Below are 13,131 nucleotides of genomic sequence, written 5' to 3' on the forward strand. Positions count from 1 at the left end.
CAGCTCCGCCACCCTGGCAAATAATTACTGAATAGATAATAAGGGGCTTAGCCTTAAGCCCCCTTTCTGGAGATGAAGCTATACCGTTTCCGGCTCTGCTTTTGCCTCGAGTTGGTTGCCTTTATAAATTTCGAATTGCGGGCAACCAATACGGATTTCCCAGGATCGGCGCTCTACCAGGCTCGATGTATCCACTGCATCAGGTAGGGATTCAGAGATTTGTTTGCGGGCGCGGAAAATTTGGGTGTTTAAGTGGTTAACAGTGATACCCAGCTCGTGAGTGGCTACCTGAATAGAAACCCAGCCCTGGGAGTCAGTGTCCATGCCGCTCTGCATATCTTTGTGGCGGGCACGAGCAAGGTACAACAAGAGATAGTTGTGGATTCTTGCTGGTAAGGATTGCTTCATGCCTTCCCGCTGAAGTTGTAACTGCACATGCTCTTCGTGGGAACTCACAGAGAACTTCAGCTCAAAGTCGATAATAGACAGTTGTTGCAGTGACAACTCTTTCGTTGCCCCTTGGTTGTCCGCCAGGAAGAGCTGCCAGCTATGCAGGCCGCAATCGATACGATCGCCATGATTTACCAGGATCTTATCGCCGTCCTCAGCAGATGGGCCGGTGAACTCGTACAACCACTGTCCTGTTAGGGGGCTGTACTGAAGACTGGCGAGAGGCTCATTTTCGTCGGGCAGCAGGTGGTATTGTTCCAGCGGTTGTGCCTCGCCGGAGTGAATATCGATCAGCAAATTCTCGGGAGCGTCGAGGTTTTCGACGATCCAGGCTGGGTTATTAGCCCGGCCAAAAGCGATTTTGTCACCGGTCTGGAGTGGGTAGCTCTTAGCGGGCACCAGCTGCTGGCCATTTAGCCAGGTACCATTGCGACTCAAGTCGCGAATATTCCAATGAGTACCGGTCCACTGCACTGCGGCATGGATGCCCGATATCTCAGCACTTGTGATTCTTGTGTCTACTGCACCCTGCCGGCGCCCAATGGTGTGGTGTGCCATTAAGTAAACTGGTTGTTCCCTATCTGGATGCTGTAAGCAAGCCATATTCCTACCCTTCTGCCGTGGCCAACTCAAGTTGTGGCCTGATTGCGACAAAGCTCATTCATACTGGTGGATGCCCGCTGTGCTTGTCCTGCGAATACCTCAGCAGTACGGAGTCTTGGCTTACCATCTGCGGCGATTATTTCCCTTGAGCTGAGACACTACTTGTTGTGATTGGCGCTGCTCTGCGCCGCTGTCTCACTGATAGTCTCGGAGAGGATTGCCCCAGTTCTGAATGATTTAGTCACTACGATTTTTGGAAATTGTTCTATTTTTGCGCTCCCTTGATAATTGTCTCTAGAGGGAGTGCAATAATTGTCAGTAATTGCTTCCATTTTCGCTGAAAAGTTGTGCCGCCGTCAAAAATCTTAAAGACCTTTTCGTACTTTTACTTGTGACTTGGTTAATGTTCTCCAAATACACGGCTGCACACTAGTTTAATGGATACTTGCCTGTATCTTTGTCGACCGGATCTTCTTTAATCGATGGCTACACAATATATTTCACAGTTGTGCGCCAGTGCTAGCGGCATTACTGCTAATTTGGTAAATGGATACCACTTTTACTGTTATTGAAAATAAGTCTCAATTGTAAAAGAGAATATATATTATTAACTGTTAAATTTGGCACTTATGACGGCTTGTATGTCATTGTTGAAAAGGTTGATTTGAAGTAGCTGCTTTGGCGCGTTATTAATCAAATGCACTTAGGTGACACTTTGCAGCTAAAGAATGAAAATTTAGCGGTGGTGAAGCCCGAAGCAAAACGCTGGGGCACTCTGACGATCTTTAACCTTTGGGCCAACGCTGCACAAAGTCTCGCTGGCTATACCCTGGCGGCAACTCTATTCCTCGGTCCCAATACGAATGCTTGGCTGGTTCTCGCTGGGATCGCTATTGCAGCAATTTTAATTATCATCTTATTAAATTTAATCGGTGAACCGAGTGTTAAATACGGTATACCGTTTCCTGTATTGGCCAGGGCGAGTATGGGGATCCGAGGTGCTAACGTCCCTGCGTTGCTTCGGGGGAGCGTGGCAATATTTTGGTACGGTGCGCAGACTTGGTTTGCTGCCCATGCCATGTCTTTGTTACTGAGAGAGTGGTGGCCACAAGCTGTCGGAGGGCAGTGGCTGGCAATGGACCGGATCGATTGGGCTTCCCTCGTACTTGTCTCCTTATTTCAGGCTCTTCTATTTTTCAAAGGTATCAATACGATCCGTTGGTTTATCAACCTGGCTGCGCCATGTGTCTATGGAGTGATGCTCGCGCTGTTGTGGATGCTAGTGGTTCGAAGTGACGGACAGTTTGTATTTGCAGTTGCTACTTTCTTTGATCGGTCTATAGCATCCTGGGGCGATGGCTTGGTCCAGCTCATCAAAGTCACAGGTACTATGTTGGCTCTCTATGCGCCGATAATCCTAAGTTACGGAGATTTTGCTCGTTTCTGTAAGAACGAGTCTGTTATGCGAAGGGGGAATTGGCTGGGAATCACTATAAACATGACTGGCTTTGCGATAATTGTTCTGTTCACCACTATCGCCGCCCAGTCAGTTTTCCACCAGAACTTGGCAAACCCCACTGATATCGTGCAGAAGCTTGGGAATCTGGAGCTGTCATTGATCGCCGCGGTTGTTTTTTTTACAGCAACGGCCGGTATCAATGTGGTGGCGAACTTTGTGGCTCCAGTTAACGATATTTCAAATTTTCTGCCAAAGTACCTGGGGTTTCGCAGGGCGGCATTGATAACGCTGTTTCTGGCCTTTCTGATTAGTGCTTTGTGGCCCGCTGTTATCAAACAAATCGGTTTAGTGGCGTTCGTAAACTGGGTGGGGGTTTTTCTGGCGCCTGCCTACGGTGTCATATTGTCTCACTACTACTTAGTAGAGAAGCACCAGATGGATGTAGGGCAGTTGTATTACAGCGAAAGTGATGGGCGTTATTACTATTTCTGTGGCTGGAACCCGCGAGCACTGCTGACTTTATTGGGGACATGTATTGTCATCACAATGCTAGCTTTTTTCTTACCGAAAGGGTTGATGGCAGGCGTCGACTGGCTATTGGCTGCGGCTGCTGCTTGCGTAGTTTATTGGAGTGTTGCGAAGCGCAGTTAGGGGGAGCCCGGAGGTATTTCCGGGCTCAGGGGGCGTACTTTTTTGTTGTTAGATACGGATACCTTCGATATCCAGGATCATCTCAACTTTCTGGGAGGCTGGGCCTAGGGATTTGATACCGAATTCTTTCAGCTCGAACTCAGTGGTTCCACTGAAGCCCTGGCGGTAGCCACCCCAAGGGTCTTTACCGCCACCGATATTGGTAACGTCAATTGTGATTGGCTTAGTGATACCGCGGAGGGTCAGTTCGCCATTTAGACGGGCTTTGCCGTCTTCCAAAGGTTCAAAGCTAGTGCTCTTAAAAGTAGCAGTGGGGAATTTGGCAGCGTCGAGGAAGTCATCGCTGCGCAGGTGCTTGTCGCGCTCAGCGTGATTGCTATTGAGGCTGGTTACATCGATGTCGACATTGATAGAAGATTTTTCCGGCTGCTTTTCATCGTAAAAGAAGGAGCCGTTGAAGTCATCGAAACGGCCGTATAGCCAGCTGTATCCAAGGTGCTTGATACGAAACTGCACAAAAGCGTGAGCCCCTTTGGTGTCGATTTTGTATTCCGCTGCTTGAGCTACAGTCCCCATCAGAGCTGCAATAAGAAATACAGAGAGCTTCTTCATGTCATTTTTTCCTTATTTGGTGGTTGAGAGTGTTGTTTGTACGTGTGAGTGATTGTCTGTAGAACTTTTTACACGGATGCCGATGATTCTGCGCAGTGTGCCGTCACGGTCAATAAAGTGGTGCTTGAGGGCTGCCAAGACATGTGCTGCTACGAGTCCAGTCAGGCCCCAGGCAAGGATTTCGTGGATAGATCCCGCAATGTCTTCCTGATTGGGAATTCCTTGTAAGGTTGCAGGGATGCTCACTATGCCGAAGACATCGATAGGGCGGCCATCGGCGGTAGAAATCAGATAGCCGGAAACCATGATTGCCAGTAGTAACAGGTAAATCAGTCCATGAGTGGCGGTGGCGGCAAATTTCTGCCAGTTGGGAGTTTGGGGGGTGCTCGCCGGAGATGGGTTGGCAAAGCGCCAAGCCAGCCTGAAGAGTAGAAACACAAGCAGGATGATGCCTACCCCTTTGTGAATTTCAGGGGCTCGTTGATACCATGGATCGTAGTAGGATAGCTGGCGCATCCACCAACCGAGAATAAAAGTCCCTATGATCGCAGGGGCCATTATCCAATGGAGGACGATGGCTACCCAGCCGTAGCTGGAGGAGCTGTTTTTGGCCTGCACTTCTCTCTCCTATTGGTAGTACGTCACACTTAGATTTGCTAAGTGCCACTAGGGTACAGCCTTTGGGCTCTACCACCAATGGGGAGTTCATGAGTATGGGAAAGGAGTCAAAGGTGTTAGTAGGTAATGCCGCGCTATATCGAGCGCCCCGGAGAGCTTTCGCGCTCGGCCGCCTGAAGGATGCGCTCACAAGATAGCCGATCAAGCGCGGAAGAGCGCTGTGCCAGTTGGTCCGCCAGCCAGCTGGTGGAGTGCTCTTCATCCCCAAGGGCTAGTTGTTCCAGCTGCCAGATAACATTCAGTAGGGTCTCACGCTCAAACCCGGTCTCAACCGCCTGGCTGGTAAACAGATGGGGTTCCAGTTGTTCCAAATCGTTGCGCTTGAGCACTAACTCCGCATAGGTAGGGTACCAGCGGCTGCTAAACGGTTCTGGCCGCTGGTGGTAGTCGAAGGTGATTCGCAGCCGGTTTCCGTCGGCATCTTCCAGAAGCGGGGTGTCATGTTCGTAGGCGGGCAGCGCTGGATTGTTCCGCAAGATATCCACGATGGCGTGCCAGTCACTGGCATTTTCGTAACAGAGCCGGACGGGCTCTACCAGTTCACGGGTCCCCCTGTGATCTTCCAAGGACAGTTTTTGGCCTGGACGGTACCAGTACAGGTTAAGAAGCTGCTCATCGGCCAGGTCTGCAAGATGTGCACTGGTTAGTGGCTCTTCAGACAATGCACTCAGGTGGTCAACGGCCTGCTGTACGCTGAGCCATTGCTTGCGGTGGAAGTGTTGCTTATTACCTGTAATTCCCATTCTATTCTCCCGGCGCAATTCTACGACCTGGAGCCCCAAGTTTAGCAGGATGCAATGCTGCTCCAGTTACTATCGTGCCTTTGCGGCGTGGGAAGATAAAAGTTACTAATTCATGGTTATAGAAAGGGTACAATGGCGCCTTTTCATATCCAGGACATACTGAAAAAATGAGGCCGCTCACCGGGCTGCTGTCACTGGTTTTATCCGTGCAGTTTGCGCTGATGTATCGCCGATAGATTCAGACTATTCAGTCAAAAAATATGGGGTTGAAATGCGTGTTACTCTCCCAGAGTTGCAGCGGTTTGATATTGCCTCTGGCGCGGCTAAAGCCTAGGCGCTCGGCGCATGAATTTATTGTAGTGGAGCAGTTTCCCATGAGCCATAAATATACACAGCCATGTTAATTGCGATAGGCAGCCTGTAGCCCGGATTATGTAAATACACTGATGAGAGCAGAGTCCGCTTAGTTTTTGATAAGTGGATTTCAAGATATTAAAAAAGAAACGGGTAACCTGTGAATATGGCGTGACAGCCTGACCTGTAAGCCCGGAAAATTAAAAGAGCCTTTAGATGTTTAACTTTCTCCCCTCGTTTTTACTGTTGGTCATATCTTCGGTGTTGCTGGCCATTAGCACATTGGTTTGTGCAGCCCCCATACTCTTGTTTTCAGTTTTTAGGTTTATTCTCCCTTTTGCCTTTCTGCAAAAACTTTTCATGGGTTTTTTTATTTCTTGGGCAGAAATGTGGATAACCCTAAATAAAGGCTGGATGAAGCTAACCCAAAGAGCCCAGGTGGATGTACAGGGGATAGAGCATCTCGATCAACATGGATGGTATCTGGTCACAGCGAACCATCAAAGCTGGGTTGATATCTTTATTATGCAGTCGATTTTTAATCGAAGAATTCCATTCCTGAAATTTTTTGTGAAGCAAGAGTTGATCAAAGTTCCTGTGATTGGAATGTGCTGGTGGGCACTCGACTTTCCATTTATGAAGCGTTACAGCAAAGAATTTTTGAAAAAACATCCAGAGATGCGCGGTAAGGATCTTGAAGCGACGAAAAAATCTTGCGAAAAGTTTAAACTAATGCCCACCAGTATTATGAACTTCCTTGAAGGAACAAGGTTTAGCAAAGAGAAGCATCAAAGACAGCAATCGCCTTTCAAACATCTTCTAAAGCCCAAGTCCGGAGGGATTGCTTTTGCAATGCACTGTATGGGTGAGCAGTTGAACCAGCTACTGAATGTCACCATTGTTTACCCTGATGGTATACCTACTTTTAAAGATTTCCTTTCTGGTAAGTTAAAGAAAGTGATTGTTCGTATTGAGAAAGTCCAGTTGCCCAGCCGATTTTTTGAGAGAGACTACGCAACCGATCAGGAGTTTCGGGTGGAGTTTAATCAGTGGGTAAATGAGTTATGGACTGAAAAGGATGCCCTGATTGATAAACTTTTAACAGAAAGCAGGGCTTAAGTGGGGTTCGTAGAGAGGTTCACTCGTGAGCCTCTCTACTGGCCGAACGTTACTATAGCCAAATAGGGAGCTGAGCCCGGATCTCCTCGGGTTCACAAGCCACCAGATTTTTTCCTGTTTCTCCTGCTATTGTTGCGCGGGTTGGAGATTTCAAGGCATCCCTCAAGCTGCCAACCATATAGGGTTCTGCGACAATATACAGTTTTTCGTACTGGCCCTCCTGTCTTCCCCTCTCCAGGGTATGTGCAATTTCTCTGGCAAAATTCTCACCTTCACGGCGATGTAATCCTGCAGAATTACCTACTGAGTGCCTTCCTTGACCATAGCTGTCGAAAGTGCGTCCGGGCGCATCACTCTCTTGGTCTCTTCCAGAGAGCCGTGATTCTGGATGGAGAAGTGCCTGGATTTCATTGAGATTTCCCGCGCGTTTGTTGGCTTCAAAAATTCGCGCTTGGGACTGGTTAGCCACAAGGACCCACGCTAAGGCCATGAACATATCCTCGTTTAACTGCCTTATTTAATCCTAGTAAATAGCCATATTGGCCACGAGCCCTGGTTGCTTATTGATGGATATGGAGGTGGAAATTCTCTTTAGGTGCACTTGGAAAGGAAGTTTTTAATATTTATATGTACAAAAGAAATATACGACAGCTCTCATATTCAATTTGTAATGGCTTTTATCGGCACTTAATCCCTTCGTTTGTCGCAGTATTTCCTAGACTGTACTCAAGATGTAACAGGCGCAAGACGGACTCTTGAGTTTTCTGGCGCCTTTTGCGGCTTAGCGTAAAAAGAGGTTGTAGATATGAGTCTGATTCCCAGAGGGTCCCTATTGGACCTTGATAATATGTTTGAACAAATGCTCTCACCGACCCGTGCAATCGGATCTGAACGCGAGGGATTTTTTTCTCCGCGTATTGATGTGAGTGAGCGCAAGAATATGTATGAAATTAGCGCTGAGCTGCCGGGAGTGGGTAAGGACGATATCAGTGTAACCCTAGAAAATGGGGTTTTGACCCTTGAAGCTGAGGTGCACCGCGAGGTTAAGGAGAAGAAGGATGGCCGCGTGCTTCGTCAGGAGCGGCGTTACGGCAAGTTCTTGCGAAGTTTCAATCTTGGTGAAGATGTTCGCGAAAGTGAGATTGATGCAAATTTCAAAGATGGGATTCTCACGCTCACGGTACCAAAACATGAGGGGCATCCCCCGCAAAGAAAGCGGATTGAAGTGCACTGATCTATAGGGGTTAAGAGTGATGGGTGTTACCCATCACTCTCTTTGGCATTTGTCTTAAGAGTTTTGAGGTACCTATGAAAGTTAAACACGCAATGCATGAGGGGGCTACCTGGTGCACCCCGGATACTCCACTACAGGAGTTGGCAAAAATATTGCGCGATGAGGATATTGGTGCAGTACCGATTGGAGAAAATGACAAGCTTGTAGGAATAGTGACTGATAGAGATATTGTATGTCGCGGTGTGGTTCAGGGAGGTAATCTAAGCTCTCTATCTGCCCGCGATGTTATGACAGAAGGGATTGAATGGTGCTGGGAGGAGGATGATCTGCTGTCTGCTGTCCACAAAATGGAGCAACAGCTGTTACGCCGGATGCCGGTACTCAATAGTGAAAAGCGCATGGTCGGTATTCTCAGCTTAGGGGACATCACCAGTGCCATCGCCAGCAAGCAGGGTGGGCAGTTCGCAGCAGCGGTCTCCTCGCACCACTGAGTGTGGGACTTAACGCATAATGCTCTTTACAGTCGTCAATCTATATTGGCGGCTGTTGGAAGTTTTAGTACCCTAGAGTGTCTTGTCTGAAGCCTGTGAATCCCTCGGCAACCTAATGGCTCCATCTACTATTGGGCTGTTGATAGTCTTATTTACTTCCTGTCTGAGCTTGATCATGTTCACGGTCGACCTCGATGTCCGTTAAATGTGATTATTTGGGAGGCGTGAAGGAAGAATCAGTCGTATAATCCCTACTTTTTTTGAGGTTACTTATGGCTGTGACTCAGGAGCAGTTGGCACAACGCAGTGGAAATCAGTGTGAGCTCTGTAAGGCAGAAAATGGCTTGGCGGTTTATGACGTACCCCAGTCAGAGGGTTATCCAGATGCGGCGGTATTATTGTGTCAAACCTGTAGGGACCAGCTGGAAAATCCTGCACAGCTGGAAAGTGCGCATTGGCAGTGTCTGTCGGAGTCTATGTGGAGTACCGAGCCGGCAATTCAAGTGTTGGCATGGCGTATTCTAAAGCGCTTATCTGGCGAGACCTGGGCCCAAGACTTGTTTGATATGTTGTATTTGGATGGCGATTTGCTGGCCTGGGCAGAGGCCGGGGCAATACCAGAGGCTGGTGAGTTGGTGATTCATCGGGATAGTAATGGTGCCCAGTTACAAGCTGGAGATAATGTAGTTATTATCAAAGACTTGGATGTAAAAGGAAGCAGTTTGGTTGCAAAACGGGGAACGGCAGTTCGCGGTATCAGCTTAAGCGATAATCCTGAGCATATCGAAGGGCGGGTCGAGGGTCAGAGAATTGTTATTCTGACAAAGTTTGTGAAAAAGAGTGGCTGATAAATATTTTAGAAATATCTTAATTTTCTGAAAAGGGGATCTGCCGGCGGACCCGAAATACTCTCCCTATCCGTCTTAAATATGAAAATAAGAAAGGTATAGTTTACCTTTCTTATTTTTTTGCAAAATATTTCCGCTTTTATCAATTAACTGATAATTTTTAGAGCAAAATACGGTGTAATATTGAAGACGATAATAGCAATTTTGTATTGTGCCAGATATTGAAAGTATGCACGGCCTAAATCTTGTTCATTAAGCTCAAATATTCGGGCGTGAATCCTGGTGATCGACTTTCTCAGGCAGACAAGTCCAAGAGTTGATAGCAGTAGTATCAATATGTTTATAATCGAAGCCCAGCCTAAAAATAGTGTTAGATTTTCAGTTTCCATGTGAAATTTCCTTGCGGTTTTTTCTCGTATAAAACCGACAGTTTTATGAGTAGATAGTGGAAAGTGCCACAATAGTCAGGCACTAGCCTCCAAATAAATTTCGTTTGTGGATAGGGGCAGTCCCAGTTAGTTGCAAAGCTATTTTATATGATACAGCTATTGTCCGATGCTCTTTATTCCTAGACACTGTGTGATAGTGAAAATGAGAGGTTGGCAATATGGTAGCTATAAAACATGAAGCCTATCTATGAAATTCGCAGTGGTGCGCTGGCTGGGTTTAATCTATTGGTGCCACAGCTCGGTGGTCAGTCATCAGATTTTTTAGCGCAAGTGGGGCTTCCTGCGGATTGTACACGTCGTCCAAATATCTTGATCCCCATTGCAACGCTGGTAGACCTCCTTAATTTGTGTTCACGGGACTTGTCCTGTAGTGACTTTGGCTTGCGATTGGCGGGGAAGCAAGGGCTGCGTATGCTGGGCGTCCTTGGTAAGCTGATACTGGAAAGTGAGAATCTATCCAGTGCTTTGACAGTAACTCATCGGTATATGGTGTTACACAACCAGGCGGACCACTGGAAAATTTACCAAACCGATGACTGCTTGATTGCAGAGAGAGTTAATCACTTCCCCGACGCAATTCCCGCGCAACAGTATACTGAACTTTCAGTAGGCGCCGCCTATCGCCTGATACAGGAGATGGTTGGCTCTAAAGTATCTCCCCGCTCTGTTTCATTTCGGCATAAGCCCCAATCTTCGCTGAGTAGTTACCAAAATTTTTTTGGCATTGAGGCTAGTTTTGAGCAAGATCGAGATCGCTTGGTTTTTGATGGATCATTGATGAACTATCCCCTCGCTAAACCCAGCAGCGGTCTTATGAGATATTTTGAGGAGTTTTCCAAGTGCTTATTGGCAGAGCACAAGGGTGATATCAGCCGACAGGTTCAAGTCTTAATCCTTCAAACTCTCGGGGCCCAGCAGCACTCCCTGGAGCAAGTTTCTCGGTTACTCGGTATGCCAATGAGAACGCTTCAGCGCCGCTTAAATGAAGCGGGAACCTCCTTTAAGCAGTTGGTACAGGGGGCGCGAATGAAGACTGCCCGCTGGCATCTACGGGCCTCAAGTATTGACGTGGGATTACTATCAGCAAGTTTGGGCTACACCGATATCAGTGCTTTCTCAAAAGCATTTCGAGCCATTCATGGAAGCTCCCCACTGCAGTGGAGGAAGCGACAAGCTATTAATTGTTAATCAATTAAAGGAATTATTTTTAATAATGGTTCAGCGCTACCACTTATTACTATAAGGGTGAGCTTTTAGATTTTTCCTGATTTTACTTCAGCAGCGGCGCTTGGCTTTGCACCAATAATCCTAGGGGACTATGCTGGGCGCCACTGGAACGAATGATGAAAGGCAGAATTGAAAATGAGTGCAGAGACAATCCGTTGTAAAGCAGCTGTAGCTTGGGGGCCTGGGGAGCGTTTGGTTATTGAGGATGTCGATGTTATGCCTCCCCAACAGGGTGAAGTTCGCGTGAAATTACACGCCACCGGCGTTTGTCACACAGATGCGTTCACTTTGTCAGGAGATGATCCTGAAGGGGTATTCCCGGCAATCCTCGGCCACGAAGGTGCGGGTGTTGTTGAGTCCGTTGGTGAGGGGGTGACCAGTGTCTCTGTCGGGGATCATGTGATTCCTTTGTATACCCCTGAATGTGGCGAATGTAAGTTTTGTCTCTCTGGAAAGACCAATTTGTGCCAAAAAATCCGGGGCACCCAGGGCAAAGGATTAATGCCTGACGGTTCGACACGCTTTTCGGTAGATGGGAAACCCATTTTCCATTATATGGGTTGCTCTACTTTTTCTGAGTACACAGTCCTTCCTGAGATATCTGTGGCCAAAATTAATCCCGAAGCCCCCTCAAATGAGGTTTGTTTGCTGGGCTGTGGTGTTACTACGGGAATGGGAGCCGTTACCAATACAGCCAAGGTTGAGCCGGGTTCCTGTGTGGCAATTTTTGGTTTGGGTGGAATTGGTTTATCCGCAGTGATCGGAGCCAAGATGGTTGGCGCCTCACGAATTATTGGTGTCGATATTAATGAGGACAAATTTGCGCTGGCGAAGAAACTGGGGGCCACTGAGTGTATTAACCCCAAGGCTTACGATAAGCCTATCCAAGAGGTTATCGTAGAGCTTACCGATGGCGGAGTGGATTATTCTTTTGAGTGTGTGGGTAATGTTAACCTGATGAGAGCTGCCTTGGAGTCTTGCCACAAAGGATGGGGGGAATCCATTATTATTGGAGTGGCAGGTGCGGGACAGGAAATCAGTACACGCCCATTCCAGTTGGTTACAGGGCGGGTTTGGAAGGGATCAGCATTCGGCGGTGTAAAGGGGCGCTCTGAATTGCCTTCTTTCGTAGAGCGTTACCTGGCTGGAGAATTTAAATTGAATGACTTTATTACTCACTCAATGCCCCTTGAGCAAATAAATGATGCCTTCGATTTAATGCACGAAGGTAAAAGTATTCGCAGTGTTATTCATTTCCAGCAGGCTTGATAGGAACACTTAAAATGTCGATTGAATTGGTTGGCAGTACTAAATCTTTTGACGGTTTGCAGCAGCGTTACCGACATAAATCCAGCACGCTCAACTGTTCTATGGTCTTCTCCATTTTTTTACCACAGGATGCAGAGGGGAATACACAGAGGAAATATCCTGTTGTTTATTGGCTATCGGGCTTGACGTGCACGGATGAAAACTTCAGTCAAAAGGCTGGTGCTCAGAGAGTCGCTGCAGAGTTAGGGATTATCTTAGTGATACCCGATACGAGCCCCAGAGGAGACGATGTGGCGGATGACCCGGGTTATGATCTGGGGCTGGGGGCTGGTTTTTATGTAAATGCGACTCAAGAACCCTGGAAGCAGCATTATCAAATGTATGACTACATCGTGGATGAACTTCCAAGCCTGGTAGAACTTCATTTCCCCACCAATGATCGACGCGGGATTTGCGGACATTCTATGGGCGGGCACGGTGCCCTGGTCATCGGTCTGCGAAACCCCAAGCGATATCAATCAATTTCTGCTTTTAGTCCAATTTGTAATCCTATTGCTTGCCCTTGGGGAGAAAAGGCGCTGGGAACTTACTTGGGAGCTGATCCCAAGAGCTGGGAGCCATATGACGCAACAGTGCTAATGGGGCGCGCTGTAGAGAAAACGCCGATTTTGGTTTCTCAGGGAGAACAGGATGAGTTTCTTGAGGAGCAGCTGAGACCACATTCCCTGCAAACAGCTGCCGAAGCCAGTGATTATCCTCTTCGGATAGAGCACCATGCAGGCTACGATCACAGTTACTATTTCATCGCTTCATTTATTGAGGAGCACTTAAGGTTCCATGCAGACTCATTGTTGAGCAGACATATATATTAGGCTGGATAAATTACGGACTAGTGAAGTTAGCCCCTCAGTTGAGGGGCTGTTTGGGCAAAGGGCTTTGCGCCC

14 protein-coding genes are annotated in these 13,131 nt (G+C 47.6%); 8 read left to right on the forward strand and 6 right to left on the reverse strand.

Going from position 1 to position 13,131, the window contains the following annotated elements; all coding sequences use genetic code 11:
- Positions 1-78: 78 nt before the first annotated feature.
- Entirely contained in the window at positions 79-1,053 is a 975-nt protein-coding gene (locus P0078_RS17630) for an FHA domain-containing protein (protein ID WP_282931218.1), read from the reverse strand.
- 715 nt (positions 1,054-1,768) lie between these two features.
- Here P0078_RS17630 and P0078_RS17635 point away from each other — a divergent pair.
- Complete coding sequence (locus P0078_RS17635; RefSeq protein ID WP_282931219.1) at positions 1,769-3,163, forward strand: cytosine permease; 1,395 nt, start codon at positions 1,769-1,771, stop codon at positions 3,161-3,163.
- A 48-nt stretch (positions 3,164-3,211) separates the two neighbouring features.
- Here P0078_RS17635 and P0078_RS17640 read toward each other — a convergent pair whose 3' ends face one another.
- The 3 genes from P0078_RS17640 to P0078_RS17650 all read right to left on the reverse strand — a co-directional run bounded on the left by P0078_RS17640 (position 3,212) and on the right by P0078_RS17650 (position 5,196).
- Complete coding sequence (locus P0078_RS17640) at positions 3,212-3,775, reverse strand: YceI family protein (RefSeq protein ID WP_282931220.1); 564 nt, start codon at positions 3,773-3,775, stop codon at positions 3,212-3,214.
- A gap of 12 nt (positions 3,776-3,787) precedes the next feature.
- Positions 3,788-4,393, reverse strand: coding sequence for a cytochrome b (locus P0078_RS17645; RefSeq protein ID WP_282931221.1), 606 nt, complete (start codon positions 4,391-4,393; stop codon positions 3,788-3,790).
- Positions 4,394-4,527: 134 nt separating this feature from the next.
- A complete protein-coding gene (locus tag P0078_RS17650; protein ID WP_282931222.1) occupies positions 4,528-5,196 on the reverse strand; it encodes a hypothetical protein in 669 nt (222 codons plus the stop codon).
- A gap of 570 nt (positions 5,197-5,766) precedes the next feature.
- Between P0078_RS17650 and yihG the strand changes: the two genes are divergently transcribed.
- Positions 5,767-6,669 (forward strand): 1-acylglycerol-3-phosphate O-acyltransferase, YihG family, encoded by a 903-nt coding sequence (gene yihG / locus P0078_RS17655; RefSeq protein ID WP_282931223.1) that lies wholly within the window; start codon positions 5,767-5,769, stop codon positions 6,667-6,669.
- A 52-nt stretch (positions 6,670-6,721) separates the two neighbouring features.
- Here yihG and P0078_RS17660 read toward each other — a convergent pair whose 3' ends face one another.
- Positions 6,722-7,159 (reverse strand): host attachment protein, encoded by a 438-nt coding sequence (locus P0078_RS17660; RefSeq protein WP_282931224.1) that lies wholly within the window; start codon positions 7,157-7,159, stop codon positions 6,722-6,724.
- 315 nt (positions 7,160-7,474) lie between these two features.
- On the opposite strand from P0078_RS17660, the gene P0078_RS17665 reads away from it, so the two are divergent.
- From P0078_RS17665 to P0078_RS17675, 3 genes are all read left to right on the forward strand, one after another.
- Positions 7,475-7,903 (forward strand): Hsp20/alpha crystallin family protein, encoded by a 429-nt coding sequence (locus P0078_RS17665; protein ID WP_282931225.1) that lies wholly within the window; start codon positions 7,475-7,477, stop codon positions 7,901-7,903.
- Between the two features lie 74 nt (positions 7,904-7,977).
- A complete protein-coding gene (locus P0078_RS17670; RefSeq protein WP_282931226.1) occupies positions 7,978-8,394 on the forward strand; it encodes a CBS domain-containing protein in 417 nt (138 codons plus the stop codon).
- Between the two features lie 272 nt (positions 8,395-8,666).
- Positions 8,667-9,242, forward strand: a complete 576-nt coding sequence (locus P0078_RS17675; protein ID WP_282931227.1) for a PhnA domain-containing protein — start codon at positions 8,667-8,669, stop codon at positions 9,240-9,242.
- Positions 9,243-9,388: 146 nt separating this feature from the next.
- Here the strand turns inward: P0078_RS17675 and P0078_RS24645 are convergent, their stop codons facing one another.
- Positions 9,389-9,631: a DUF6868 family protein gene (locus P0078_RS24645; protein ID WP_353057013.1), complete on the reverse strand. Its 243-nt coding sequence runs from the start codon at positions 9,629-9,631 to the stop codon at positions 9,389-9,391.
- Between the two features lie 234 nt (positions 9,632-9,865).
- On the opposite strand from P0078_RS24645, the gene P0078_RS17680 reads away from it, so the two are divergent.
- The 3 genes from P0078_RS17680 to fghA all read left to right on the forward strand — a co-directional run bounded on the left by P0078_RS17680 (position 9,866) and on the right by fghA (position 13,059).
- The gene (locus tag P0078_RS17680; RefSeq protein WP_282931228.1) at positions 9,866-10,879 is read left to right on the forward strand and encodes an AraC family transcriptional regulator; all 1,014 of its coding nucleotides are present in this window, start codon (positions 9,866-9,868) and stop codon (positions 10,877-10,879) included.
- A 174-nt stretch (positions 10,880-11,053) separates the two neighbouring features.
- Positions 11,054-12,187, forward strand: coding sequence for an S-(hydroxymethyl)glutathione dehydrogenase/class III alcohol dehydrogenase (locus P0078_RS17685; protein ID WP_282931229.1), 1,134 nt, complete (start codon positions 11,054-11,056; stop codon positions 12,185-12,187).
- Between the two features lie 14 nt (positions 12,188-12,201).
- On the forward strand, positions 12,202-13,059 hold the full coding sequence (gene fghA, locus P0078_RS17690; protein WP_282931230.1) for an S-formylglutathione hydrolase: 858 nt from the start codon (positions 12,202-12,204) through the stop codon (positions 13,057-13,059).
- The last annotated feature ends 72 nt before the right edge of the window (positions 13,060-13,131 follow it).

The organism is Microbulbifer sp. VAAF005, from assembly GCF_030012985.1.
In the GTDB taxonomy this organism is placed as follows: domain Bacteria; phylum Pseudomonadota; class Gammaproteobacteria; order Pseudomonadales; family Cellvibrionaceae; genus Microbulbifer.

Excerpts from the sequence above, each read along its gene's own strand:
- P0078_RS17630 (WP_282931218.1), bottom strand. The coding sequence starts at position 1,053 with ATGGCTTGCTTACAGCATCCAGATAGGGAACAACCAGTTTACTTAATG.
- P0078_RS17640 (WP_282931220.1), bottom strand. The coding sequence starts at position 3,775 with ATGAAGAAGCTCTCTGTATTTCTTATTGCAGCTCTGATGGGGACTGTA.
- P0078_RS17650 (WP_282931222.1), bottom strand. The coding sequence starts at position 5,196 with ATGGGAATTACAGGTAATAAGCAACACTTCCACCGCAAGCAATGGCTC.
- yihG (WP_282931223.1), top strand. The coding sequence starts at position 5,767 with ATGTTTAACTTTCTCCCCTCGTTTTTACTGTTGGTCATATCTTCGGTG.
- P0078_RS17660 (WP_282931224.1), bottom strand. The coding sequence starts at position 7,159 with ATGGCCTTAGCGTGGGTCCTTGTGGCTAACCAGTCCCAAGCGCGAATT.
- P0078_RS17665 (WP_282931225.1), top strand. The coding sequence starts at position 7,475 with ATGAGTCTGATTCCCAGAGGGTCCCTATTGGACCTTGATAATATGTTT.
- P0078_RS17670 (WP_282931226.1), top strand. The coding sequence starts at position 7,978 with ATGAAAGTTAAACACGCAATGCATGAGGGGGCTACCTGGTGCACCCCG.
- P0078_RS17675 (WP_282931227.1), top strand. The coding sequence starts at position 8,667 with ATGGCTGTGACTCAGGAGCAGTTGGCACAACGCAGTGGAAATCAGTGT.
- P0078_RS24645 (WP_353057013.1), bottom strand. The coding sequence starts at position 9,631 with ATGGAAACTGAAAATCTAACACTATTTTTAGGCTGGGCTTCGATTATA.
- P0078_RS17680 (WP_282931228.1), top strand. The coding sequence starts at position 9,866 with ATGAAGCCTATCTATGAAATTCGCAGTGGTGCGCTGGCTGGGTTTAAT.
- P0078_RS17685 (WP_282931229.1), top strand. The coding sequence starts at position 11,054 with ATGAGTGCAGAGACAATCCGTTGTAAAGCAGCTGTAGCTTGGGGGCCT.
- fghA (WP_282931230.1), top strand. The coding sequence starts at position 12,202 with ATGTCGATTGAATTGGTTGGCAGTACTAAATCTTTTGACGGTTTGCAG.